Genomic DNA, 22,168 nt, shown 5'->3' with positions numbered 1-22,168 from the left:
TTTAAATTTCGCCAAATTTCGCTTCGCAAATTTTGGGATACTGCACCGAGAATTTTATCATTTTTTATTCTTTATTTATGATTATGGTGGGCAAGGATGCCTACCCTACGATACTAGTTCTTAGAAATACAAAATTATTCGGATAATAAAAAGCGTTTATTTGCATAATATTCCCCATTTTTACAATAGCACTCAACTGTATCGTCAAAAATAAATTCTAAATTTTCATCAAAATCATTTACAAAATCTCTTTTGTCAATTATTTTAAAAATATTTTCTTTTATAAGCTTGGCTTTAACTGGTCGCCAAACCAACAAATCTTCATTTAAAATTTTTACATAAATTTCAGTAATCATATTTAAATCCTATTCCGGTATGAAAAATTCGTTTTCATTTGTTGGTAATTGAATTAATAAACCAGTTTCGTCTAGTTTTACTATATCAATACAATATAAACACTGTTTATTGATATATCCCAATAATATTGCTTCGCATACAATTTCATCGACATCATAAAAACGAATTTCCGAAATTATTGATGAACGATTGCTTTTTGGATCAATTTCTTGTTCATAAACAAAATCAAAGCTACCACTACAATCGCCCCATTCAACTACCTTATTTGAGTATTTGAAATAAATATCCTTATAATCATCTAGTTTATTTTTAAGCAATACTTTAATTAATAGTTGCTCTTTTTTTGTCATATTTCTAATAATGCTATTATTCAACGGTTATCCTTCCTATATTGCAGCACCGTAGGGTGGGTATCCTTGCCCACCGAATTTTATATTTTTATCAATTTTCATTATATTCCTTTAAATTTTTATTATCATACTCACTTCATTAATTCTAATGTATAGCAGAAATCCCCATATTACGCTAACAATCATAAACCATATTAAAGCTACGCCACCGTTTTTACTAGGGTCGATACTTAATATATTAATTAGTTTTATATCAGATTTATTTATGCCATTTTTAAATATACAATATCCAAAGTATGTAAGTATTAAAATACATAAGATATCAAAAAAATTATTACTACCTAAAAAATCTATTGAAATTTTCATTAGTAGTATAATACAGCTTATTGGCACTAATGCGAATATAAATTTTTTAAAACTATTCATTGTTTTTACCATTTGTTATATTTGGAACAACTGCTCTACCGATACCCGCACCAGCTTCAAATTTGTTTTTAAATGTTTTCATTTATTTATGCCTTATGTAAATCATTGCTGCCCAAACGAAAATCCAACAAATAAGATAGAATAAAGCAACACCGCCATATTTTACTATCTCCATGTCTTTTATTTTTTGCCATTTAAAATCATCTTTTTTTACTCCATTTTTTAGCACAAAAAAGACATTTATCGAAATTAATATAATACAAAATATATCAAATACTCTATTTATTCCAAAAAGTTTAAATAAAACAAATAGTATTGCAAACCAAAAACATAACATAATTATAAGAAACATAGCTTTTTCCTGTTTATTCATCATTTTCGGCTATACTCTTTGTAACAGTACCGTAGATGGGTATCCTTGCCCACCGAATTTTATATTTTTGTCAAATTTCATCGTTTTTTTATCCTTTATTTATCATTATTTCAAATTTGGCGCAGTATTTTCGCCTTGCGGGGGCGATTAGCAACGATATTTTCCGCTTACGAAATTTATCTTTGTGCGGATTTTGACGATTTCTTTGAGCGCGTGGGCGAGGTAGGCGATATCGTCCTCGTCATTGACCCATGAGAAGCTTGCCCGCACCCAGCTTGGTTTGGTCTGATTTACGGGATCTGGCGCAAGTCCTGTCAGATCAAATCCATACGGTGCCGCGCAGTCGCACCCAGAGCGCGTTTGGATTTCGAATTTCGAGCTAAGCACGGAGGCTAGGGCGTCAGAGGCTAAATTTTGCATATTAAACGCAAAAATCGGCACCCTTGGCGCGCTTAAATTTCCGTAAATTTTAATCTCTTTAATTTTTGAAATTTCATCGATAAATTTCGCATTTAGCGCGCTCTCTCGCTCTTTTATCGCCGTAAATCCCACCTTACGGCGCAAATCCAGCGCCAAATACGCCCTAATGAGCGCCGTAATCCCCGGCGTGCCTGGCTCTTCTAGCCTCTCTTTGTCGATGACGAAGCTTTGCGTGCTAAAATCAGCGTATTTTACCGCGCCACCGCCCGCAAATGTGGGCTCCGCGCCTTCTAAAAACTCTTTTTTCAGTGCCAAAATCCCGCACGCGCCCACTCCGCCGATTAGTTTGTGTGCGCCAAAAAACAGCCCGTCGCAAAAGCCCAAATCCACATTATCATGCGCCACAAGCGCGCTAGCGTCGATGAAAAGTTTCGCGCCGTGCATTTTCAGCGCCAAAAATACCCGCTTATAATCGACTAAAATCCCAGTGGCGTTAGAACACGCGCTAAATACGCCATAAATTTCGCGCCCTTTATTTGCGCCTAAAATTTCATTTAATTTGCCAAAATCCATAAGCCCGTCTGCGCCCAGTGGCACGCGCACGAGTTCGCACAGAGCCTGGCGCAGGCTGATTTCGACCGAGTGGTGCTCGTATGGTGAAATCACGATTAGTGGAAATTTCGCGCGCTCATTTGTGGCGAAATTTGTCAAATTTAGCCGTTTTTTGGTGTTTGGCGGCAGGTAAATGCCTAAAATTTCCCATAGCTTCTTAATCGCGGCTGTCGCGCCAAATCCGCACGAGATGAGGTAGTATCTGCCAGCGCACCCTAGCATTTCTTTGATTTTGGCGCGCGCGTTTTCGTAGTATTCGCTCGTGGTGTGGGCGTTTTCGCCACCAAGAGAGTGCGTGTTGGCATAAGTGCGCAAAACCCGCTCGATTTCGCGCTCGACGCTATTGCACGCTAGCCCAGACGCGGCGAAATCGAAGTATTTGAGTCCCTCTTTTAGTATTAAATCATTTTTTATTTTTTCGATTTGCATTTTTTGCTCCAAAATTTTGTAAATTATACCTAAACTTGCTAAAATTAGCCGTTTTAGGAGGGGTGAAATTCTAGGGTTAAAACACACGGCTAGCAAATTTGGCCATTTGGAACTGAGTGAAATTTTGAAATTTCACTTCGTATTCGATGCTTTTGATATTTGCGCGAAATATGACGATGTATTTAGCGCGATAGAGGCTGAAATTTTGCCGAATTTTAGGGAGATTGGCGAGAGGTTTAGTTTCGGCGGCGAGTATGAAAAAGAGCTAAAACAAGCGTTGATGAAATTCGCCAAATCAGATCGCAAAAAAATCGGTGTCGCAAAGATACTGCCCCGCTTCACCGCCCAAAAAATCACGCAAATTTTGCTAGAAGCTGGGTTTTTAAATTTAGAAAAATCGCACGAAAAACGCCCCGTAAAACTGCATAAAAATGATAAATTACCACGAATTTTAAGACGCTATCAAATCACAGATAAAGTCCATTTTAACGATAATTTCTCGCGGTTTTGGTTCAGGTTTATCGAGCCAAATTTGCAAATTTTGGCGCAGGGCGAATACGAAAAAGTCATCGGCGAGATTAGAGAGGATTTCGATAATTACGCGAGTTTTGGCTATGAGATACTCTGCCGTGAACTGCTCGCAAACTACCTAAATATCGACATTTCGCAAATTTCGAGTTATTGGGATAAAAATAGCGAGATTGATATTTTCGCGAAATTTGAGGGGTTTTTAATCGTGGGCGAGTGTAAATACAAAGAGCGCAAAATCTCAAAAAATGTCCTAAACGAACTGCTCGCAAAGTGCGAAAATTCCGCACTTGCGCCCGATATGGTGGCGCTGTTTTCAAAATCTGGGTTCTCAGGCGAGCTAGAAAAAATCAAAAATGATAGAATTTTGCTTTTTGATATAGAGGATTTTAAAATTTTACTTTGATTAAATTTGGCTAAATTTAAAGCTAAATTTAGTATAATCGCAGTTTTTATGCAACCAAACTAAGGAGAAAAAATGGCTTATTCAATGGGCGATTTGAAAAAAGGTCTTAAAATCGAAGTTGATGGAATTCCGTTTAAAATCGTAGAATATCAACATGTAAAACCGGGCAAGGGTGCGGCTTTCGTGCGCGCGAAACTAAAATCCTTCATCGACGGTAAGGTTTTGGAAAAAACTTTCCACGCAGGCGATAAATGCGAGGAGCCAAATTTAGAGCAAAAAGATATGCAATACCTTTATGATGACGGCGAGTATTGCCAATTCATGGACACAGAGAGCTACGAGCAAGTAGCAATCGCTGACGAGGATGTGGGCGAGGCGAAAAAATGGATGCTCGATGGTATGATGGTTAGCATTATGTTTTACAACGGCAAAGCGATTGGCGTGGAAGTTCCGCAAGTAGTCGAGCTAAAAATCGTCGAAACTGCGCCAAATTTCCGTGGTGATACACAAGGAAGCAACAAAAAACCAGCGACCCTTGAAACTGGTGCGGTCGTGCAAATCCCATTTCATGTGCTTGAAGGCGAGGTTATCCGCGTAGATACCGTGCGTGGCGAATATATCGAAAAAGCAAACAAATAATTCTTCCTTCCCTGATTAAATTTGGCGAATTTGCGAAATTTGCCAAATTTAGCGGGGAATTTTAAATTTAATCCTTAAAATTTGTTGTTAAATTTTGTCAAATACTCTTGCGCTTTTAAACACTGCGCCGAAATTTGGTTTGGGCTTGAATTTGGTTTGGGCTTGATTTTGGTTTGGGCTAATACTGCGCCGAAATTTGGGCGATATTTTTAAGCGCGTTCGCGTGGATTGTGTGGATTGTGTGGATTGTGTGGATTGTGTGGATTGTGTGGATTGTGTGGATTGTGTGGATTGTGTGGATTGTGTGGATTGCGTGGATTGCGTGGATTGCGTGGATTGCGTGGATTGCGTGGATTGCGTGGTTTGCGTGGTTTGCGTGGTTTGCGTGGTTTGCGTGGTTTGCGTGGTTTGCGTGGTTTGCGTGGTTTGCGTGGTTTGCGTGGTTTGCGTGGTTTGCGTGGATTATACTGCGCCGAAATGCGCGCGGTTCTTGCGTCATAATGTGTCGTGATTTGGCGCTAAAATTTGCGTGTGCAGGTTGGATTGCGTATCGCATGTAAGAAATTTGGCGTTTGGCGAAATTTTGCGCTTTAACTAAAATTTAAGAAATTTTTTGTAAAATTACAGCTTATCCAATTTATTCAATCGGGCTCATAGCTCAGTTGGTTAGAGCATCCGGCTCATAACCGGATGGTCCCAGGTTCGAGTCCTGGTGAGCCCACCACCACACAATTTCAGCCTTTTTCACAACCTTTCACAAACCACGATTTTAAGAGAGTTTTAAAGCATTTTCGATTACAATCAATTTCAGAGAAAATCAGCGATTTTCAGATAAAAATATAAGTAAATGTATAAGTAAAAATCCACAGAAAAAATTTACTTATACTTTTTACCTAACCACGATTTAAAGGGACTAAATGCAATGAGTGATAAAAAACACATTACCACAGACAGCCAACTAAAAAATTATAAAATCCCAAACGACATAAAGCCAAAGGCAAACGGAACAAAGAGCCAAATTTTAAAAGACATTACGCCGAATTTATATATCGAAATAACGCAAGGCAAAACAACCACGACCAAGACTTTTTATTACAAATACAAAACGCACGGCGCAAAAAATCTAATAAGCATAAAAATAGGCAAATATCCAAGCACCACGCTAAACGAAGCGAGACAAAGAGCCTTAGAGATTACAAACCAAAGAGCCAAAGGCGAAAGCATAAAGAGCCAAGCCACAAAAGCCCTAAAATTTAGCGATATTATAAGCGATTTTATAGCGCATAGCCAAAGCAAAGGACTAGCGCAAAGCACAATCAAAAAAGAGCTATCACGGATAAATATGCACCTTTTACCGCGCCTAAAAGAGCGCAAACTTTCAGAGCTTAAAAGGCGTGAATTAATCGAAGTTATAGAACAAATCCAAGATTACGAAACTAAGAATAATCTAACCTTTGAAACTTCACGGCGCACATTTAACATTTTAAAGCAAATACTAAAATTCGCCGTGAGTAAAGGCTTTATTGAAACTTCACCACTAAGCGATATCGACTTTAAAGACAGCTTTAAAACAGCTAAGCAAGAAAGGCATTTTAAAGCCATTACAGACCTTAACAGACTAAGCGATTTTATCACAGAGCTAAACACAAATACAACCATAAACCTAATTACCAAAAACGCCTTAAAATTTGCACTCCATACAGCACTAAGGACAGCTAATATCCGTTTTTTGAAATGGGATTATATAGACTTTGAAAAAAGCCTAATCACCATACCAAGCCAAAAAATGAAAATGAATAAGAGCGCAAACGATTTTTTACTTCCGATTTCTAAGCAAGTAAGGGCGATTTTGCACGAAATGCAAACGATAAAAAGGGGCGAATTTGTATTTTATAGCGATATAGCCAAAAGCAAGGCAATCAACGAGAACGCAATCAACCAAGCCATTAAGCGGTTAGGTTTTGGCGATGAAATGCACGGACACGGCGCACGAAGCACATTTAGCACGATATGCAACGAATACACCAAACTTCACGGTGCAAACTCCGAAATAATCGAACTATGCTTAGACCACGCACCACAAAACAGAATAAAAGCTATTTACGACCGAAGCGAAAGGCTAAACGAAAGAGCGCATTTAATGCAATGGTATAGCGATTTTTTAGAAAATTTAGACAAAGAGCAAAAAGGTTAGGTTATATTGTGTAACCTTTTTAAATAAAAATAACACGCAAGGGGCGAAAAAATGGCGAGAAGTAGCATAAATATAGACGATACATTAGGTAAAAGAGAACAAAAAGAGCAAAACAAAATAAAAAAAATTAAAGCTTTTTTTGACGAAGCATTAGACACTAACAAAGAAAAAGAACAATATCAAAAGAAAAATTATTCTATGTTAGAATTTTATTTGAATAAAATCTTTAATGATTTAGAAAAAGAATATAACGAAAATTTATCAATTTTAGATTTTGAATTTATGTTAAAATTTGAAAAATTTAGCAAATCAAAACACGAAGCATTAGAGATATTAAACGGATTATTTTCTTATCATTTTCATTTGAGATACCAAGATATACCTTTTGAAATTACAGAATACGAAATTTACTTAAAAGCTTTATCGTATTTAAAACAAGCTTTTAGATTTGATAGCGAAAACAACATTAAACCAGTTATGAATTTCGAAAATATGGAATATAATAATCGTATGGATACAATTTATAAAGCTTTTTTATTAGAGTGTGAAAGATATTTTCAGCCACATAAGCGTTATAAGGAAATATTTGAGAAAAAAGACAGGGAAATAGAATATAACTTTAATCAAAAAATGCTAGATTTATGCGAAATTTATGATATTGAAACAAAAAATATTTTTTCAAAAGCTGAATTTACAAACAAACTCAAAAAATTTTTAACGCTTGAACGAGTAAATAACTACAAAAAACAACCAAATTTTTAACCTTTCAAATTTGCGTGGAAAAAATTTTTCCACGATACACAAAGCCGAAAATAAGGCATTTTAAAGAAAATTTTCCATTTTTTAAAAAATCGTTTAAAACGCCAAAAAGCGCATTTTAAAAATTTAGTGGAAAATAAATTTTCCTTTTTTATACGCAACCAAACTTTTAAAATACGCCTAATTTTTCAATAACTAGCTAGAAAGAAAAAGAAAATCAATGAAAGGCAAAAATATGGAAGTAAAAAAAGACTATATAAACACGGCGCAAATTTGCGAGTATTTAGGCGGTATTTCAAAAACCACATTTTGGCGGTTACTACAAAAAGGCATTTTGCCACCGCCAAAATTACGCATAAGCAAAACGCTTATTTTATGGGATTTTAACGAAGTTAAAAAGAGTTTAGCCCTTATAAGTCAAAACGGCGCAAACGCAACAGAGAGCGCAACAGATAGCGAAACAGACAGCGCAAAGGGGGCTTAAATGAATAGCGCATTTTATAAAGCCATAAATAAATACCAATTAAAACGCCCTGTAAGCTTGAACCAAGTAAGCACAGAGTATTTAGAGAGCTTAGAACATTTTGTAAATGTATTCAAGCAAACACACGACACCACGCTAACCTTTGAAAGCTTTGTTTTACAATGCTACACAAAGGGCTATAAATTAGCAAATTTCGCAACGACTTTTATTTTATGGAGCGCAAAAAATCCAAAAGATAAAAGCAAAGGCGAAACGCTAAGGGAGCGCAAAGAGCGATTTATGAGAGATTATAAGTCAAGTTTAATCAACAACCAAAACGGCGCAATCGACGCTAAAATTTAAGACATAGAAAGGTTAAAAAATGAATTTTGAAAAATATTTAGAGATAATGCTAGTTTTATACGCAAATTATGACAAAGAGCCAAACAGCGAACTTTTAAAAGCGCATTATGAAATCTTAAAAAAATACGACCTAGACAGCTTTAAAAGAGCGATTTACAAGCTAATCACCACAGCCAAATTTTTGCCACGATTAAGCGAAATTATCGACATTTTAGAACAGCGTTTAAGTGATAGCGAACTTGAAAGCGAAGCCATAAGGGCGTATTTAATCGCCGATATAGCACGAAACAGACAAGGCGCATATAAGAGCGTATCTTTTTTAAACGACTATATCACCGAAACGCTAGGGGTTTTATATAAAAACTGGTATAACTTTTGCAACGAGTTAGAGAGTAAAAGAGATATCGAACGCCTAAATTTCGTTAATACTTACAAAGCATTAAGGCGCAAAGGCGATTTTACAGAACTAACAACGCCGTATTTAATAGGGCTAGAAATGCAAAACGCATTAAACAAATATGAGATAAATATTTATCTTATAGACAATCAAGGCGAAACAATGGATAAACAGCCTTTAATTCCATTTATGCAAAATTCAGCGCATAGTAACAGGCTGAAATTTGACCCACAAAAAGACAATGAGCCAAACAAAGAGCCAAAGAAATTAAGTGATATTTTTGGCGATAGTGAATTCAAATGAAAGAAAAAAGGGGCTAAAAAATAGCCCCTTATAGAACTAAATGCAAGGCGCATTATACCACAATAAACGACAATCGCAAACCACGCTTTTAAACGCCGTATTATCCACGCTAAACACCACACACGCAAGGCAAATCAAAGCGCAAATATCGCAATTCAAAACGCCTAATTTCAGCGGTATTGATAGCTTACGATTTATTACCACAAAAGCATTTTTAAAGCGATTTACGACAAAATTTTGTCTGAATTTAGAAAGCAAAAAGCTAAACACGCAAAGGGAAATTTACGCAAATTTAGGCGAACGATGCGAAGTCAGCACCACAAAAGCCCTAAAACTAACCAAGCAAATCACAATTATGGCATTTTACACGCACGACACAATCACAAAGAGCCGTAAAAGCAAAGATAGGCTAGATAATTACGCAATTTTATCAATTCACGGCTTACAGCAATACGACAACCAAACCAAAGAGCCATTAAAGCACGACAAACAAACAGCGCAAATTTTAAAATATTTGCTAAGGTATTGTAACCAAAGCAAAGAGCGCAAACAAATCAGCCTTAAAAGCTTTGATTATGCACTTGACTATTTAGAGAGCGCAACCATAAGCAAACAATACGCCCTAAGCAAAAACGAGCATTTAGGCGCAATAAAAGGCGTAAAATTTAGACAATGCAAAACCACGCTATACATACAAAACCAAGACAGCCAAAAACCACTTTTAAACACCTTACGAAAAATTAAAATTTACGATAAAACACACAAAAACGACTTAAAATTTCCACTAATTAGAGCAGAATTACTCTATAAAATCGACTAACCAAAAAACCCTAAAAAATAGGCTTTTTGAAATTGTGTGAAATTAATTGATAATATCTGAAAGACTTTGCAAAAAATCCCGCCTTAAATGGCGTTTTTTAGTTTTTTTTAAGAAATGGAGTAAAGCACGATAATAGCGATATTTGCAAAGAGTGAAAATACAGAAAAAATCGCCCCCTATAATTATATTAATACTTTAAATAAAGAGAAAAAATCTAAAATTTACACTCAATTTAAAAAAAAAGAAAATTTATATTTTTAGGGGGGATAAAAAATAAAAAAATTCTCTCTTTTTTTTGCTACTTTTTTTTCTCTCTTAAAAATCAACCGCGCACGACCGCGCGCCCCTAACCCCCTTTAAACCAAAACGCCCTAAACCTCAACCAAACGCCCTAAACCACGCTATTACTCACAAATTAATCACACCACGCAACCGCGCCGCCAAGCCCTAGCAATCACGCTAAACGCCCCTAAAATCGCAATCTATGCACTAATTTATCACAGATTTATCACACAAAAACCCAAAACGCATTTTAAAGCGATTTAAGCCCCTTTAACCCCTTACGAATACAAACACACCACCCAAACCCTTACAAATCAAATTAGACCCCTTTAAACGCTTTTAAACCACATAAACACAAATCACCAAAAACCACAACCAAACCAAAGAGCCAAAACAAAACCGAACACAAACCAAGCACGACCGCGCACACACCACCCAAAAGCGAACGCATAGACAATCAAGCCTTTAAGTAGCTATTTAGCAACAAAGCATTATAATTAATCTATGGAAGTGATTAAAGGGGCTAGAAAATGAGCGTTAAATTTAGCAAATTTACCGATAACGATATGACCGAACTATTAAACGACCAAGAAACACGCCAACACTACCTTAACGAAGTTATAAAGGGGGGCGATTTGGAAGAGTTTAAAAGAGCCCTTTTTTACCTTGCAAAGGCTGAGGGCGTAGAGAAAATAGCCAAAAAAGCAGAATTAAACAGAGAGAGTTTTTATAAGATTTTCAGACCAAATTCAAAGCCACGATTTGAAAGCATTTTTAAAATTTTAAAGGCTTTGGACTTAAATACCACTTTTGCATACAGCAAAGCTTAAATAAGTTTTGACCTAAAATTTAAGCCAAATTTGCAAAAACTTAAACAAAAAAGCCGTGAAACATATTTTTTAAGCTTACGAAACTTAAAGTCAAAATTTCGCAATCGTTAAAAGTCCTAAAATAGGGGCTTTTTAAAATTTAGTATTGAAAATTAAACTTTTCAAAATTATTTTTTTTCTTTGCAAACCTTAAAGAAAAAGTATAAGTAAATGTATAAGTAAAATGCTAAATTTTAAGAAGCAATAATCCCTTAAAATCGTCGTTATATCTCAATTTTAGAAAAATGGTGAGCCCACCATTACACAATTTCAGCCTTTTTTTAAAACTTTTTAAAAACGATTATATAAAATTAAAAAATAAAATTCAAAGCCCTGAATTTGGGCTTAGTGGTTATAAATTTATCGAAAATGTAAAATTTCCGTGCAGGTTACAGCGAGAGATTGCTTTGAGGGTTTTGATATCTTTTAGATTTAGTCTTGCGCTTAAAAATCCCCTGCTTGCGACTGGTTCTAACGAAGCCTTGGCTACGAGTTTATCATCTGCGTAAAGCTCAATCGCATAAATCCAGTGATCAGCGTCGCTTGGGTGGATTATTCCGCCTTGTCCGATTTTAAATTCGCCAAATTTATGGTGCAAAATTTAGAAAACAAATGAAATTTTAACCTTTCGTTATAAATTCAGCCCTAATTAAATTTGTTCTATGCAAATTTATTGTAAAATCATAAGAACATTATATTTTAAAGGGGAAAAAATGTCGCAAAGTGACGCTAATGCGCCTAAAAAGCGCGGTATATTTGCATGGTATTTTGAGTCAAGCCTACTTTGGCGCATAATGATTGCGCTTGTTTTGGGTTCGGTTTTGGGTATAATTTTACCGCAAAATGCCACCGTTGGCGATACCACTTGGGTATCGATTTTAACGCCGTTTGGTGATCTTTTTGTGCGAATGCTCAAAATGATTATGGTGCCTGTAATCGTCTGCTCGCTGATAATTGGCACAAGTTCGATTGATCCAGCTCACCTTGGTAAAGTTGGCGTCAAAACGATAATTTTCTACGCGATTACTACGCTGTTTGCGATCGCGATAGGTTTGGCGTGCGGATTGATTTTCAGCCCTGGTAGTGGGTTGGAGCTAGATGCTGCCAAAGCTGTGGAAAAGAGCGCAAACGCTCCTGCGATGAGCCAAATTCTACTAAATATTATCCCTACAAATCCGTTTGAGGCTATCGTTAAGGGCGAAATTTTGCCTATTATCGCGTTTTGTATTTTTGTGGGAATTGGCCTAGCGTATTGCAAAAGTAGCGACGATGAGCGCATTGCGCGTAGTGCAGAGACTGTGTATGCGTTTTTTGATGGTATGAGCGAGATTATGTTTAAGGTTATCCGCTGGGTTATGCAATATGCACCAATCGGTGTTTTCGCGCTAATGTTCGTTGTGTTTAACAAAGCTGGAATTGGCGCGATTAGCTCGCTTTTGACCGTTACGATTGCGCTATATGTGGGACTTGCGGTGCAGGTTTTTGCAATATATTGCGTGGTTTGTATGCTAATTGGCATAAATCCTGCGAAATTCCTCAAAAAAGTCCGTGCGCCTATGCTTACGGCGTTTGTTACCAGAAGCTCGAACGGCACGCTTCCTATTACAATGAGGACAGCTGATGAGGAAATGGGAATTCCAAAATCAATCTACGGCTTTGTTTTGCCTGTGGGTGCGACTGTGAATATGAACGGAACGACCGTATATTTGGGCGTTTGCACGCTTTTTATCGCTAATGCGTGCGGTATCGACCTAACCGCTCAAAACTACTTTACGATTATCATCACATCTATGCTAGCAGCTATCGGAACAGCTGGTGTGCCTGGTGCTGGCGCGTTAATGCTACTTTTGATACTAGAATCAGTAGGTATCAGCGTAACTGGAACCGTGGCAGTGGCTTATGGTATGATACTAGGCATTGACGCGATACTAGATATGGGGCGCACATCTATGAATGTTACAGGCGATGTCGTGGCTTCACTATATGTGGCTAAAACAGAGGGCAAACTAGATGCCTCAAAATGGGAGAATTAAATGCGTAGAGTCGGAGTAATCGGCGGTATGGGACCGCTAGCAAGTGCTGATTTGTATCTAAAAACGATAGAATTAACGGGGGCTAGAAGCGATCAAGAAAATATCCCGCTTCTAATCGATAGTTATCCGCAAATCGAGGATAGGACGGCGTGCATTTTCGGCGAGGGCGAGGATCCTACGCCAAAGCTAATCGAAAGCGCAACTCGCCTTAAAAATGCAGGTTGCGAGGCGTTTGTCATGGTTTGCAATACAGCGCATTATTTCGCACCAAGGGTTTTGGAGGCTGTGGATTTGCCACTAATCCATATCGCAAAAAACGCAGTTAGCACGATACAGACCCGCTATCCAAATGCCAAAAAAATCGCAGTTTTGGCTACTTCTGGCACGAAAAAGGCTAGGGTGTATGATGAGCACTTAGAGAATGCTGGATTAATCAGCGTAGAGCTTGGCGAGGAAAATCAAGCTAAGTTAATGGATTGCATTTACAAAGGTGTGAAAGCTGGCAAAACAGCAGAATATGTGGAGCTTTTTAAAAGCGTGTTAGATAGTATTGACGCGGATGTTTATATCGCTGGCTGCACGGAGATCCCGCTGTTTTTGCCACTCATTGAGACGGATAAGGTTTTCCTTGACGCTACGCTCGAACTTGCGCGCGCGATTGTGGAATTTGCCCGTTCATAGCCAAATTTAATAAATTTAGCCCAAATTTTGGGCTAAATTTTAAAATTTCAAATTTCTAAAATTCTTAAAATTCGTAAATTTCAGAAATTTCACGCAGCTAAAATTTCGCCCACTTTCTCGCCAAAATCGTCGCCGACGATGTATTCGGTAGGATAGATCAAAACCTCGTTTTCAAACCTCACGCGCAAAATTAGCCGTTTGGAGTTTTTCAAATCCCTGTCGTTGAAGGCTAGAGAGTAAATTTTTTGAATTTTGTCGCGGTTTAGCTCGCTAGCACTTATTTCAAACTCGAAATCCACGGCCTTTTTGCGCTGTTCTTCGCGCTCCTTTTTGCTTTGTTGCAAGGCCACAAGTGCGGCGTTTTCGCCCTTTTCAAAGCCGTTATCGCCAAAATTTCGCCTCTCTTTGCGCGCAGAGCCGCCATAAGCCTTCGCTTCGCTAGGGGCGTAGTTTTCGATATTTCGCGCCTCATCGAGCGATAAAATTTCATCTAGGTAAATTTGATATTTTCCGCCGTAAGTTCCTGTGTTTTTCGCAAGCCTTACCCAAAATGCCAGCGGGCGTTCTAGGTCGCTATCGCTTAGGGCTAGCACGCTTTCGCACACATCGCCAAATGCCGCGACTTCGAAGCTTCCTGATAAATCGAGTATGGTTAAATTTGCCATTTGCGAGCCAGATTTTGTGGTGCGAGAATTCACGCTTTCTATTTTGCCGACACACAAAAGCTTCATTGATGAGCCATCATTTTGCAAAATTTCATCAAATTCGCTCGATTTGCTGTGTGCGATAGGCGAAATTTCGCTCTCGAAAACTTTGAGCGGATTTCCTTGCAAAAATACGCCAGAGCGTGGTCTAAACCCAGCGTCTTTGGCGTTTTCTAGGCTTAGCATTGAAAGGAAGGAAACTTGATACGCTCCCTCACTAGCGGCACTTTTGCTGATTTTTATCATAAAAGCGTATGGTTTTTCAAGCTCAGCAGGGCTTAAATTTTCGATAGTTTTTAGCGTGTTGTCAAATACGGCTAGTTCATACGAGCCGTGCAAATCCAAAATGGTTAAAATTCCCATTTTTTTGCCGGTTTTTGTGATACGAGTAGTGATATCCTTGATCCGCCCAACGCTTAAAATTTCGGCATTATCGCCCGTAATCTCGCCAAATTGCGATGAGAGCAGGTAATCTATACCGCTCATTTGCTCTTTATAATCATCGAGCGGGTGGCCAGAGAGATACACCCCCACGGTTTGTTGCTCGAATTTTAAAATTTCACTTTGCGCAAATTCCTCAGCATTTTCCACGAAGCTTACTTTTATCCCCTCGGTCATCTCCTCATCTTCGCCAAATAGCGAGCTTTGAGCGTCTTTTTTGATTTCTGTGATTTTTTTCATCACATCTAGGATATTTTCCATGTTTTGGATAATCGCAAGCCTAGTTTTACCCAAACAATCCATTGCCCCACCGTAAGTTAGGGACTCGATGACCTTTTTATTGACCTTGAAATTATCCACTCTGGTGGCAAAATCATCGATATTTTCAAAAAGCCTTTCGTTTTGAAGCTCCAAGATATTTTCAATCGCAGCCGAACCCACGCCCTTAATCGCGCCAAGTCCGTAGATGATAGACTGGCCCGATTCACTTGCTTCATCGTCAATTACGCTAAATCCGCGCAAACTTTGGTTGATAGAGGGCTGTTTAAGGCCGATTCCTAGGCGCTTGGCTTCGTCTATGTATTTGGCGACTTTCTCTGTGTTTCCCTCCTCAGATGTGAGCAAACCAGCCATAAATTCGGCTGGATAGTAGGTTTTGAGATAGGCTGTTTGAAATGTAATCATCGAATAAGCCGCCGCGTGGGATTTGTTAAATCCATAAGAGGCAAATTTCATAATCATATCAAATAGCTCGTTTGCCTTGGCGACATCAAAGCCGTTTGTCTTAGCACCCTCCAAATACTGCTCTCTCATGTGAGCTAGCTTTTTTTCGTCCTTTTTACCCATGGCTCTACGCACCAAATCAGCTTCGCCAAGCGAAAATCCGCCGATAGTTTGCACTAGCTGCATGACCTGCTCTTGATAGACGATGATTCCATAAGTCGGCTCTAAAATTTCCTTGATTTGCGGGAACATATATGAGGCTTCCTCGCGTCCGTGTTTGATATCGATAAAGCGCGGGATTAGATCCATTGGACCTGGGCGATATAGCGAAATCATCGCGATGATATCCTCAAATCTATCTGGCTTTAAATTTACGGCTAAATCTTGCATGCCAGCGCCCTCGATTTGGAAAATTCCAAGCGTGTTGCCTGATTGGATTGTTTTATAAGTCGCAGGGTCGTTAAAATCTATTTTTTCCCAGATTATGTCTTTATCATATCGCCTTTTTATGAGTTTTAGCGCGCTGTCGATGACATCGAGAGTTTTAAGCCCCAAAAAGTCAAATTTGATGAGATCCACATCTTCTAGATAGTTTTTCATATACTGCGTGACGATACGCGCGTCATCGCCTTTATCCTGCTTGAAAAGCGGGGCCTTGTGCCATAACTCCTCGTTTGAGATAACCACGCCTGCTGCGTGCATGCCAGCGTTGCGGTTTAAGCCCTCTAATTGAAGCGCGAACTCCCATACTTGCGCGGCTGTGGGATCGCTTTGCAAAAGCTCGGCGATTTTTGGCTCTTGCTCGTAAGCGCCCGGTTTGTATTTATCACTAGCGGGATCTCCGACGCCAGTTAGGGTTACGCCAGGGCCTTCTGGGATAAGTTTTGCCATTTTGTCAGCTTGTGAGAGAGGCATATCGCAGACTCTGGCGACATCGCGGATTACGCCACGAGCTAGCAATTTACCAAAGGTCGCTACTTGGGCGACATTGTATTTGCCATACTGCTTTATGACATAATCAATTACTTCGCCACGCCTTGCTTGACAAAAATCCACATCAATATCTGGCATAGAGATACGAGCAGGGTTTAAGAATCGCTCGAAAAGCAGGTTATAAGGTATCGGATCTAGGTCGGTGATACGAAGCGCATACGCACAAATCGAGCCAGCCGCAGAGCCTCTGCCGGGTCCTACTGGGATATCGTGGTCTTTGGCCCAGTTGATGAAGTCTTGCACGATAATCATATAGCCTGAAAAGTGCATGTTTTTTATGATTTCAAGCTCTTTGTTTAATCTTTCTTCGTAAATTTGGTGTTTTGCCTCATCGATAAATTTTAATCTCTCTTTCAAACCCTCACGGCATAGATAATCAAACAAAAAATCATCATTGGCAAAGCTATATCTAGCCTCTGGCTCAGGCAGGCTTAGTCCGTGTTTGCTAGCGTATTCGAGGGTAAATTTGAAATTTGGCGGTGTGGGCGCGTAGCCTTTTTCTTCGAAAGCAAAGTGCAAATCGCACTTTTCGACTATTTCTTGCGTATTTGTGATGACCTCTGGCATATCGGCAAAGAGCCTTTGCATTTCCTCATCTGATTTGACATAAAATTCGCTTACGACATGTTTTAGGCGATCTCCGTCGTTTATGGTTTTGCCCATGGCTATGCACTGATACACATCGTGTGCTGTGGCGCGCTCTTTGTAGGCGTAGTGGGCGTCGTTGGTGGCGATGAGTTTGATATCAAGCTCGCGCGCTATGCGGATTAAATCTTTTTCGACATTTAGTTGCTCGCCGATACCGTGTCGCATGATTTCTAGGTAAAAATCATCGCCAAAAATCTCTTTGTATTCTGCGGCAGCCTTTTTGGCAGCTTCGTATCCGCCTGCACCTCGTTTTAGGTTTCGTTCGCTTAAATTTAGGTGAAACTCAACCTCGCCCGCAAGGCAGGCAGATGAGCAAACAAGCCCCTCGCTATGCTCGCGAAGTAGTTTTTTGTTTATGCGTGGGTAGTAGTAAAATCCGTTTAAAAAGGCTTGCGAGCTAAGATACATTAGGTTTTTGTAACCGATTTCGTTTTTGGCTAGCAAAATTAGGTGGAAGCGATTTTTGTCGCTTTTATCGCCGATATCATCGTGGTTGTGGATATAGGCTTCGATACCGATTATCGGCTTTATGCCGTTTTTGCGCATGGTTTGGTAAAAATCGATCGCCCCAAACATATTGCCGTGATCTGTGATTGCGCAGGCTTTGGCGCCACGCTCGGCTAGGATTTTGGCTAGTTCGCTGACTTTGTTGGCCCCGTCAAGCAATGAGTATTCTGTATGCAGGTGTAAATGTGTGAATTCGCTCATAAAATGTCCTTTGATTTTGCGCTCATTTTAGCAAAAAGGGGTTAAATTTTGGCTTTTTGAAATTTGGAGAATTTGCTTTGTGTTATCGCTGTGTTTTGGCAGACACTGCGCCGAATTTGTTATGCAAGCAAGCAATTGATTTGCTTTTAATTTGTCATTGCGAGCGAGTGTAACGAGCGAAGCAATCTACGAGTATAAAATTTAAAGTGCGCAAATTTGCTGTCATTGCGAGAAAACGAAGTTTTCGAAGCAATCCAGAAAAATTTAAATTTAAAATTCAACCTAAATTTTGCATTGAACGATTTTTTAAATTTTAGGCGAAATTTTGATTTTCTTGTAAGGGGGAGGGCGCGCTTTTTAGGAGACGCTACCCTCCCTCTTACCAACCCTCACCCCTGTAAAACCTTAGAAGTGGCTAAATTTAGAAAAACGAAGTTTTTCTAAATTTAGCTGGTTTTATTTAATTGAAATGCTTCGCATTTCTTGCAATGACAGATTATGCAAAATTTGCTCGCTGTTGTCATTGCGAGGCGATTTATCGCCGAAGCAATCTACGAGCGCAAAATTTAGGGCATGTAAATTTGCTGTCATTGCGAGTTTTCGCAGAAAGCGAAACAATCCAGGGGAATTTAGATAAATTCCAATTCAATTTTCTAACACTCTCTAAATTTTACTGGATTGCTTCGTCGCTTTGCTCCTCGCAATGACACGGAATTCGCATGCTCTAAATTTAAAGTCGTAGATTGCCATGAATTTTGCTAACGCAAAATTCTCGCAATGACAGATTTATGATTAGGGAATTTTACTGGATTGCCACGGCGACTGCGTCGCCTCGCAATGACAGATTAAACAGCAATTGCGAGCGAGTGAAATTAGTTAAAAAGTAGCTCGGATTTTAGTGTGCTAAAAGCCTGTTCGCCTTTTAGTTCGCGCACGATTGTGAGTGCGAACTCCATTGCGGTGGCTGGACCACGAGAGGTAATGATATTTTTATCTATTATGACATTTGCGCTAGCGGTGTAGCCAGCGTGCGCGACCGTGCCCTCGAAGCCCGGGTAGCAGGTGTAGCTATCCTTTAAAACACCGGCTGTGCCCAGAGCCCAAGGTGCAGCGCAGATTGCGCCAATTTTTTTGCCGGCTTTGTCAAATTTGCGTAAAATTTCGCCTAGTTTTTCGCTTTTTGCCAAATGCTCGGCACCTGGCAAACCGCCCGGCAAGACTATCATTTCGTATTCGTTAATGTCTAAATTTACGAGTAAATCATCGGCGATGATTTCCACGCCGTGAGAGCCTGTAACGCATTTTTTCTCTAAACCGAGAAATTTAGCGTCGATTCCAGCTCGTCTTAGCAAATCAACCACGCTTATTGCCTCGATTTCCTCGAAGCCATTGGCTAAAATAACGGCTACTTTCATTTTTTCCCTTTATTTTAGATATGAGCCTTGCTCGCTCGGAGTGGTCGAAATATCTGTATTGCCACCACGCGCAGAGCTTGAACCGCCAGGCAAAAATGAAGTGTCGCCCTTCAAAAATGCTATGATATAGCCTATCTCTGTCGAGGTCGTAGATAGTGCGATAGAGTTCATCAAATACGCTTTTTTACCGCCAAATTCATGGTCTGTGCCATAGTTGCTCACAGCCATAGCAATCTCCCCTGCGGATAGATTTTTGATTTTTTTAGAGACGCTGTGAGCGCGCTTTTCGCCATTTGCGCCGTGGCATGAGGCACATTTAGCTGCGAAAATCTTAGCTCCCTCTTCTTTGGCAGCGGCAGGGTTATGCTTAATAGTATTTAGCACGCCACCTTTTGAGCCGTCGTTTTTATAGACATTGACTGTGATATTTTCGTCTTTGGAATGCTTTTCGATTAGAGATTTTAGCTCTTTGGCAAACTCGCCTTTTGCCTCAAATACATAGCTTTCTTCTGGCTCATTAGCCACCAAAAGCGCACCCGCGCAAAAACATGCTAAAAACGAAAGTTTTAAAATCTTCATTTGATACCTTGTCGATAGAATTTAAAAAGGGCGAGGTTTTGCCCTCGCCCTAGGATTATAACTAATCAGAGTAAATGATTAGAAAGCGTATCTAGCTTGGAATCTGATGTGATCTTCTTCGCTATCTTTTACGCCAGCTTTGCCGTCATATTTAACATGTGACCAGAAAGTTGTGAAGCTAAGTTTTTTGTTGTATTTGTAATTAACTCTAACAACATTTTCCCAAGCGTCTTCATCGTTGAATTCACCGCTAACGAAGTCATCGCCGATTGTTAGACCAGTGTCTGCGATAGCATAAGCAGCTGTGATGAACCAAGCGTGGTTGTCGCCTCTGAAATCTCTGTAATTAAGTAGGTCTTCACCTGGGCTGATGAAAGAGCCTTGGTCTTCAAAAGACACTCTTGAATGAACTTGTGAATCTGTATCGTATTGAACATAACCAGCTGTTAAATCAAATCCAAATAGGCTTGTGCTAGCTTCTACACCGAAGAAATCAGCATCGTCTGCACCGATTGCAACATACTCATCGCTAAAATTTGAGTAAGCATATTGAGCTGTTAAGCCTAGGTTGATATCCTCTGTAACATCGAAGCTTAGACCAGCCTCAACTGCGAATAAGTCAACAACATCTTCTAGGCCAGCATACCATAGTTGGAAAGATACTGGATCATAAGAACCGATAGCAGCTACGCCCCATAGGTCGTGTTGATCTAGTCTTTTGCCATCTGCTGCAAGAGTTGCTGCTGCCGCATTTAAATCGATATCGCCATCGCTCTCTAATGTATCCATATATAGAGCTGCAAGAGTTAAGCCCTCGATATCTTGATTAACGACTTTCAAACCATCACCAAACATATCATCTGTGAAGAATGTGCCTAGTTTTTGGCGACCTAGTTGGAATGTAGTGCCACCGATTTTATATCCTAGGTATCCTTGGTATAAATCAAATTTTGTTGTAACCGCATCAGCTGTTCTGCCTTCTGCCCAGTCATTGTCGTGAGCATAGCGAATACCAGCTACGAAGAAGAAGTTGTCATCGATTTTTACATTTGTATTAACAACGCTTTTGAATCTCCATCTGTGATCGTTTTCTGTTTTTAGACCATCATCTGTTTTTGTAGAATCAATACGCATCCAAGCGAAACCGCTTACATCTACATCTTTGATTGCATCTTCTAATGCAACAGCACTTGCTGATGTAGCAAATGCACCTGCTGCTAATGCAGCTGCTAAACTAAGTTTGAATAATTTCATTTGAACTCCTTGTAAAAGTTATGGTCGTAATAGTAGCACAAAATACTAAATTATTTGCTTAAAACAATCTTAATTTTACTGAAATATAACCATTTTGTTACCGAGTATTAACCAAAATCGCTGAATTTTGCATAAAAAAAGCGAGACGCTCTTGCGCCTCGCAAATATTGAAAGGAGTTTGATTTCGATAGGGTGATTGTAGCTAAATTTGAGTAAATATATGGCAACAAATGAGAATTATTTTTAATAGTGAAAAATTTGCAGTTAAGCTAAATTTGGCTGATAAAATTCATAAAATTTATGCAAAATTTATAATTTTTGGCGCGAAATTTGCCCTTTTTGTTAATTTTGCGTTAAATTTAAAGGGCGAAATTCGGGCGTAAGTTATCAAAAACTGATTTTTTCTTCGGTTGGGGCTTTGATATTTTCGTTTTTGCGGAGCTGTTTTTTGATGATTTTGGTCGGTGTGTAGCTCTCTTTCTCGCCCGGGGTGATTTTGCGAGAGAGTATTTGCGCGCTCGAAACGGTGCCGTTTGTAACGCTGATAAGTGCGACATCACCTGGGTTGGCGAAGTATTTATTTGATTTGGCGGTGCATTGCTCGCTACCATTTATAAATTTATATGTATATGCGACTTTGCTCTGTCTTGTGTAGCTAGAAATCTGCATTTTGCTAGCGGTGGTGTCTGGGCAAAGTGGCGTGGTGCGTGGCGCGAAAAAGGCGCAACCTGTGAAGCTTAGCGCGATTAGGCAGGGTAGGATTAGGTTTTTCATTTTTTTCCTTTTTTAAATTTTGGTTTTTAATTTTAAAATTTTTTCGGAAAAATTGCAAATTTTGTCTAATTTGTCATTGCAAGGAGCTGTTTTGTAGCACCGAAGCAATCCAGGGAAATTTAAATTCAAAATTCAATCCAAATTTAGCATTGAATTATTTTCTAAATTTTAGACTAAATTTTCTTTTCTCGTAAGGGGGAAGGGGGCTTGAATTGCGAGGTCGCG

The 22,168-nt window shown here is 39.2% G+C and carries 24 protein-coding genes and 1 tRNA gene; 13 read left to right on the top strand and 12 right to left on the bottom strand.

The features are described from left to right. Positions 1 to 134 precede the first annotated feature (134 nt). The 4 genes from OFN91_RS07440 to OFN91_RS07425 form a co-directional block, all read right to left on the bottom strand. On the bottom strand, positions 135 to 356 hold the full coding sequence (locus tag OFN91_RS07440) for a hypothetical protein (protein ID WP_270873798.1): 222 nt from the start codon (positions 354 to 356) through the stop codon (positions 135 to 137). A 9-nt stretch (positions 357 to 365) separates the two neighbouring features. After that, positions 366 to 731: a DUF6984 family protein gene (locus OFN91_RS07435; RefSeq protein WP_270871492.1), complete on the bottom strand. Its 366-nt coding sequence runs from the start codon at positions 729 to 731 to the stop codon at positions 366 to 368. Between the two features lie 484 nt (positions 732 to 1,215). Continuing rightward, positions 1,216 to 1,509 (bottom strand): hypothetical protein, encoded by a 294-nt coding sequence (locus OFN91_RS07430; protein WP_270873797.1) that lies wholly within the window; start codon positions 1,507 to 1,509, stop codon positions 1,216 to 1,218. Between the two features lie 144 nt (positions 1,510 to 1,653). Next, positions 1,654 to 2,967: an aminotransferase class V-fold PLP-dependent enzyme gene (locus OFN91_RS07425; RefSeq protein WP_270873796.1), complete on the bottom strand. Its 1,314-nt coding sequence runs from the start codon at positions 2,965 to 2,967 to the stop codon at positions 1,654 to 1,656. Positions 2,968 to 3,073: 106 nt separating this feature from the next. On the opposite strand from OFN91_RS07425, the gene OFN91_RS07420 reads away from it, so the two are divergent. Both OFN91_RS07420 and efp read left to right on the top strand, forming a co-directional pair. Next, positions 3,074 to 3,901, top strand: a complete 828-nt coding sequence (locus OFN91_RS07420; RefSeq protein ID WP_442868053.1) for a DUF234 domain-containing protein — start codon at positions 3,074 to 3,076, stop codon at positions 3,899 to 3,901. A gap of 72 nt (positions 3,902 to 3,973) precedes the next feature. Beyond that, positions 3,974 to 4,540: an elongation factor P gene (gene efp / locus OFN91_RS07415; RefSeq protein ID WP_270859759.1), complete on the top strand. Its 567-nt coding sequence runs from the start codon at positions 3,974 to 3,976 to the stop codon at positions 4,538 to 4,540. Between the two features lie 178 nt (positions 4,541 to 4,718). Here efp and OFN91_RS07410 read toward each other — a convergent pair whose 3' ends face one another. After that, positions 4,719 to 5,096 carry a hypothetical protein gene (locus OFN91_RS07410; RefSeq protein ID WP_270873795.1) on the bottom strand — a complete coding sequence of 126 codons (378 nt, stop codon included), beginning with the start codon at positions 5,094 to 5,096 and terminating at the stop codon, positions 4,719 to 4,721. Between the two features lie 91 nt (positions 5,097 to 5,187). On the opposite strand from OFN91_RS07410, the gene OFN91_RS07405 reads away from it, so the two are divergent. From OFN91_RS07405 to OFN91_RS07375, 7 genes are all read left to right on the top strand, one after another. Then, positions 5,188 to 5,264 (top strand) — tRNA-Ile (locus tag OFN91_RS07405). Between the two features lie 198 nt (positions 5,265 to 5,462). Continuing rightward, complete coding sequence (locus OFN91_RS07400; protein WP_270873794.1) at positions 5,463 to 6,734, top strand: tyrosine-type recombinase/integrase; 1,272 nt, start codon at positions 5,463 to 5,465, stop codon at positions 6,732 to 6,734. Positions 6,735 to 6,785: 51 nt separating this feature from the next. After that, positions 6,786 to 7,496: a hypothetical protein gene (locus OFN91_RS07395; protein WP_270873793.1), complete on the top strand. Its 711-nt coding sequence runs from the start codon at positions 6,786 to 6,788 to the stop codon at positions 7,494 to 7,496. Positions 7,497 to 7,713: 217 nt separating this feature from the next. Then, the gene (locus OFN91_RS07390; RefSeq protein ID WP_270873792.1) at positions 7,714 to 7,977 is read left to right on the top strand and encodes a helix-turn-helix transcriptional regulator; all 264 of its coding nucleotides are present in this window, start codon (positions 7,714 to 7,716) and stop codon (positions 7,975 to 7,977) included. Further along, entirely contained in the window at positions 7,978 to 8,319 is a 342-nt protein-coding gene (locus OFN91_RS07385; RefSeq protein ID WP_270873791.1) for a hypothetical protein, read from the top strand. It begins immediately after the preceding gene. A gap of 19 nt (positions 8,320 to 8,338) precedes the next feature. Further along, the gene (locus tag OFN91_RS07380) at positions 8,339 to 9,019 is read left to right on the top strand and encodes a replicative helicase loader/inhibitor (RefSeq protein WP_270873790.1); all 681 of its coding nucleotides are present in this window, start codon (positions 8,339 to 8,341) and stop codon (positions 9,017 to 9,019) included. A gap of 40 nt (positions 9,020 to 9,059) precedes the next feature. Further along, a complete protein-coding gene (locus OFN91_RS07375) occupies positions 9,060 to 9,839 on the top strand; it encodes a hypothetical protein (protein ID WP_270873789.1) in 780 nt (259 codons plus the stop codon). 601 nt (positions 9,840 to 10,440) lie between these two features. On the opposite strand, the gene OFN91_RS07370 is transcribed toward OFN91_RS07375, so the two are convergent. Further along, a complete protein-coding gene (locus OFN91_RS07370) occupies positions 10,441 to 10,572 on the bottom strand; it encodes a hypothetical protein (protein ID WP_270873788.1) in 132 nt (43 codons plus the stop codon). Positions 10,573 to 10,651: 79 nt separating this feature from the next. On the opposite strand from OFN91_RS07370, the gene OFN91_RS07365 reads away from it, so the two are divergent. Beyond that, positions 10,652 to 10,951, top strand: coding sequence for an addiction module antidote protein (locus OFN91_RS07365; RefSeq protein ID WP_270873787.1), 300 nt, complete (start codon positions 10,652 to 10,654; stop codon positions 10,949 to 10,951). A 391-nt stretch (positions 10,952 to 11,342) separates the two neighbouring features. Here the strand turns inward: OFN91_RS07365 and OFN91_RS07360 are convergent, their stop codons facing one another. Next, a complete protein-coding gene (locus OFN91_RS07360) occupies positions 11,343 to 11,588 on the bottom strand; it encodes a desulfoferrodoxin family protein (protein ID WP_270873786.1) in 246 nt (81 codons plus the stop codon). Between the two features lie 115 nt (positions 11,589 to 11,703). On the opposite strand from OFN91_RS07360, the gene OFN91_RS07355 reads away from it, so the two are divergent. Beyond that, on the top strand, positions 11,704 to 13,023 hold the full coding sequence (locus OFN91_RS07355; RefSeq protein WP_270873785.1) for a dicarboxylate/amino acid:cation symporter: 1,320 nt from the start codon (positions 11,704 to 11,706) through the stop codon (positions 13,021 to 13,023). After that, positions 13,024 to 13,704 carry an aspartate/glutamate racemase family protein gene (locus OFN91_RS07350; protein ID WP_270859755.1) on the top strand — a complete coding sequence of 227 codons (681 nt, stop codon included), beginning with the start codon at positions 13,024 to 13,026 and terminating at the stop codon, positions 13,702 to 13,704. A gap of 89 nt (positions 13,705 to 13,793) precedes the next feature. On the opposite strand, the gene dnaE is transcribed toward OFN91_RS07350, so the two are convergent. The 4 genes from dnaE to OFN91_RS07330 form a co-directional block, all read right to left on the bottom strand. Continuing rightward, the gene (gene dnaE, locus OFN91_RS07345; protein WP_270873784.1) at positions 13,794 to 17,921 is read right to left on the bottom strand and encodes a DNA polymerase III subunit alpha; all 4,128 of its coding nucleotides are present in this window, start codon (positions 17,919 to 17,921) and stop codon (positions 13,794 to 13,796) included. 872 nt (positions 17,922 to 18,793) lie between these two features. Continuing rightward, on the bottom strand, positions 18,794 to 19,336 hold the full coding sequence (locus tag OFN91_RS07340) for a DJ-1 family glyoxalase III (RefSeq protein ID WP_270873783.1): 543 nt from the start codon (positions 19,334 to 19,336) through the stop codon (positions 18,794 to 18,796). 9 nt (positions 19,337 to 19,345) lie between these two features. Then, positions 19,346 to 19,915: a cytochrome c gene (locus OFN91_RS07335; RefSeq protein ID WP_270873782.1), complete on the bottom strand. Its 570-nt coding sequence runs from the start codon at positions 19,913 to 19,915 to the stop codon at positions 19,346 to 19,348. Between the two features lie 78 nt (positions 19,916 to 19,993). After that, positions 19,994 to 21,169, bottom strand: coding sequence for an OprD family outer membrane porin (locus tag OFN91_RS07330; RefSeq protein WP_270865382.1), 1,176 nt, complete (start codon positions 21,167 to 21,169; stop codon positions 19,994 to 19,996). A gap of 230 nt (positions 21,170 to 21,399) precedes the next feature. Between OFN91_RS07330 and OFN91_RS07325 the strand changes: the two genes are divergently transcribed. Beyond that, the gene (locus tag OFN91_RS07325) at positions 21,400 to 21,552 is read left to right on the top strand and encodes a hypothetical protein (protein WP_270866570.1); all 153 of its coding nucleotides are present in this window, start codon (positions 21,400 to 21,402) and stop codon (positions 21,550 to 21,552) included. A 4-nt stretch (positions 21,553 to 21,556) separates the two neighbouring features. Here OFN91_RS07325 and OFN91_RS07320 read toward each other — a convergent pair whose 3' ends face one another. Continuing rightward, positions 21,557 to 21,943, bottom strand: a complete 387-nt coding sequence (locus OFN91_RS07320) for a hypothetical protein (RefSeq protein WP_270873781.1) — start codon at positions 21,941 to 21,943, stop codon at positions 21,557 to 21,559. Positions 21,944 to 22,168: the final 225 nt, after the last annotated feature.

The organism is Campylobacter sp. JMF_08 NE1 (assembly GCF_027737875.1).
Classification (GTDB): domain Bacteria; phylum Campylobacterota; class Campylobacteria; order Campylobacterales; family Campylobacteraceae; genus Campylobacter_B.
Note: the sequence above shows the minus strand (reverse complement) of the source record. Positions and strands in the feature narration are given on the sequence as shown.